Genomic DNA, 3,556 nt, shown 5'->3' with positions numbered 1-3,556 from the left:
AAAATCGCCAATTTTTCAGCTTTAGAATATTTCATTCTAGCCATAAAAAATACTCCCCTTAGATAACAGATTTTTATTTTTTATCTGTCTACCTAATAGGGAGCATATCAGAATCCTTATTATAAGGATTCTTTTTTTGTCTTACAAATTCACAAATAGAAAAGATAAAATTGGAGAGCATGACCTTATCTTTTTCATAAGGAGAAAAAAGAAAAAATTGTTTGTAGAGAATAAAATAGAGATTATACAAGGATTTAAATCTAATGACAAAGAGTTTTCTACTTATCTAGAAATTTTAACGTATTTCCCGAAAGAAGTCTCCTTCCTCAAGCGTGTGAAGGGCGTAGCCCGACGATAGGTGGGAGATAAATTTCGGTTTGGCGGAGCCAAAAGGCTTTGCTTTTTATTTTCCCTCTGATAGAATCAGTCTTATAAAGAATGAAGATTGGTATATCAATGAAATTAGATAATAATAATAATAATCATTCGGTGTTCTTGCTATATTATCACCTTGTATTGGTTGTGAAATATAGAAGAAATGTGTTCAATGATGATATATCAGACTATGCAAAAGATATGTTTGTCAGGTTATCAGAGAATTATAACATAACATTGGTAGAGTGGAATCATGATGTAGACCATGTTCATATTTTGTTCAAGGCTCATCCGAATACAGAAATGACAAAATTTATTAATGCTTATAAAAGTGCAAGTTCTCGACTCATCAAGAGAGACTTTCCACGAGTGAAAACAAAACTTTGGAAAGAGATGTTTTGGTCAAGAAGTTTTTGCTTATTAACTACTAGCGGTTCTCCAATAAACGTAGTAAAGAAATATATTGAAAATCAAGGTGAAAAGTGAGGTGAAATGATATGACAAAGCACAATAAGGCATATAAATTCCGTTTGTATCCAACAGAAGAACAAGCATATCTTATGCGTAAAACCTTCGGTTTTGTACGTTTTGTGTATAATAGAATGTTAGCTGAACGAAAAGAAGCGTACGAAAAATACAAAGATGATAAGGAACAACTAAAGAAACAAAAGCCTCCAACTCCCGCGAAATATAAAGCAGAATTTGAGTGGTTAAAAGAAGTGGATTCATTAGCTTTGGCAAATGCTCAAATAAACTTGCAAACTGCCTATAAGAATTTCTTTAGTGGTCAAAATGACTTCCCAACATTCAAAAGTAAAAAAGACAGAAAGTCTTATACAACGAATGTAGTAAACGGAAATATTATGTTGCTAAATCGTCATATCAAATTGCCAAAATTGAAAATGGTACGTATCAAACAACATAGAGAGATACCACAAAATTATAGAATCAAGTCATGTACGATTTCTATGACTCCTACGGGTAAATACTATGTGTCCATCTTGACTGAATATGAAAAAGAAATTGTACAAAAAGAAGTAGAAACAGTTGTGGGGTTAGACTTTGCGATGGATGGATTATACGTTAGTTCTGAGGATGAGAAAGCCAATTATCCTAATTTCTATCGTAACATGTTAGACCGATTAGCAAAGGCACAACGAGTATTATCAAGGCGCAATAAAGGTTCTGAGCGTTGGCAGAAACAACGTATTCGTGTAGCTAAATTACATGAGAAAGTAGCTAACTAACGTAAGAATTTCCTTCATCATGAGTCTAAAAAGTTAGCTATTCATTTTGATGTCGTAGCTATTGAAGATCTAAACATGAAAGGAATGTCGCAAGCACTTCATTTTGGAAAAAGTGTCGCTGATAATGGGTGGGGTATGTTCACTTCTTTCTTAGCTTATAAACTAAACGAACAAGGAAAACAACTTTTGAAAATAGACAAATGGTTTCCTTCCACCAAAACATGTAGCAATTGTGGGAATATGAAAAATATGACTTTGTCTGAACGAATCTATTCTTGTATATGCGGTGTAAATCTCGATAGAGATTATAACGCAGCTATCAATATCAAAAATGAAGCAATACGACTATTAGCGTTAGGATAAATAGCAATAAAATAACCTTTGGAACAAGGGAGTTAGCTCGGCTGTCTAAGGACAAATTCGTTAGCTATTAAAAGTAATGATTAACCGAGAAGCCCCCACTTCAAACAGTCCGTTAGGACGTTAAGTGGCGGGTAGTTCACAAGAATTAGATCAAAAGTCATTTTCTCATAATAGAGTACATAACGGATGGGCATTACTTTTTGATACTTTGTATGAGCATTGGACGATGTGGAAAGGGCCTTTTTTTGATGGCGCTCATAGGGAGAAGTATGTAGAATTTTTAAGTGTATTAGATAAAATAACTGATAACTTGGGCACAGCTGCTGATGCATATGATTATAAAACATTTTATATGAGGAAATTAAGATGTGAGATGATCCAATTACTATTACATTTCAGCCGAAAATTAATAATAGTATAGTTCCCAGCATAGATGATCTAATCAAGGGAATTGATGAAACAATATTATTATGGAATGAATTGAAAAATATGGTTAATGAACGTTATGAGCATGAACGATCCAAACGTTCCAGTTTATAAAAGAAGAAAGTTTTTATGAATTGCTTTTTTTATGTGATTGCTATCATTTTATAGATTTTCTGATTCATATTACGTCAAAAAAGGTATTGAAAATATTTATTCTGGATATTTTCAATACCTTTTTTCTAATGTAGGAAAGAAGTTGGGATTTTTGATTTTACTTACTAAAAGTTTATTCTTATAAAAAAGATAAATATTGATAATATGGCAATATTATTATTAAGTGTAATGACCTTGAAAAATTTAAATATATCTTTTAAGAAATAAAAAAAGAACCTACCTAGGTTCTTTTTTTATAGTTGGTAAATACGTAATTAACTATAGATGGTAATAAAGATAATATTTTGGATATCTTTAATCACTTAGCTGGTTTCTATTGGTAGAATCCTTTTTGCTCACGTTTCATAGATACAGAATAAATTTTAGCTTACTAAATTGGATGAGTTAACTTCTGAGAATCTTTAAGCTGAATTGTAAAAACTAGTTAGGGACATAATGAAAAAGTTGGTTTAACTGAGCTCACAGTATTTTTAGCGATGAAATTTCGTTGAATATAGTATAAGATATCTCATATTCCATTGGACCTATAGCCTATTTTCATGATTTATCCGTACAATTTTACGAGGCATAGGCAAAGAAATCCTTTACGGCTTATTACCATCTATTGTTCGACTATGATAATATCATAACAATAAAGCGTTTACAACTGAAAAACAAAGATAATATATGAACATCCGACTTTTTTCGACATGGATTATTTTATGAAAATGCATCAAAAAATCAAGAAAATATGTAATTTCCATTACAAATCTATTATGTTTTGCTTCTAATTGTGTAATTTAACTGTATATTTATATGATTTAAGTTATATATCCTATTCTTTTGAGTGTTAAGTTGGAATTGAGTTCTTTGGCCATTTCTTGAACTACCCCCACTTTCACTTCGTTTAGAAGTGAGGGATTCCTAAGTAAAGAGTTCTATCGAACTCTAATTGATTAGGCTATCCCCGCAGTCCTTGCGGTTAGAAGCCT

Annotated in this window: 2 protein-coding genes and 1 pseudogene; all 3 read left to right on the top strand. The window is 31.6% G+C overall.

Translation table 11 applies throughout. The features are described from left to right. Window positions 1–456: 456 nt before the first annotated feature. Window positions 457–861, top strand: coding sequence for an IS200/IS605 family transposase (gene tnpA, locus MR168_RS32485; protein WP_000762722.1), 405 nt, complete (start codon window positions 457–459; stop codon window positions 859–861). Window positions 862–872: 11 nt separating this feature from the next. Then, a pseudogene (locus MR168_RS32480) lies at window positions 873–1,985 on the top strand (RNA-guided endonuclease TnpB family protein). 124 nt (window positions 1,986–2,109) lie between these two features. After that, window positions 2,110–2,406, top strand: a complete 297-nt coding sequence (locus MR168_RS32475; protein WP_000929144.1) for a hypothetical protein — start codon at window positions 2,110–2,112, stop codon at window positions 2,404–2,406. The last annotated feature ends 1,150 nt before the right edge of the window (window positions 2,407–3,556 follow it).

Origin of the sequence: Bacillus cereus group sp. BfR-BA-01356, assembly GCF_022663635.1 — a bacterium.
Classification (GTDB): Bacteria; Bacillota; Bacilli; order Bacillales; family Bacillaceae_G; genus Bacillus_A; species Bacillus_A cereus.
Note: the sequence above shows the minus strand (reverse complement) of the source record. Positions and strands in the feature narration are given on the sequence as shown.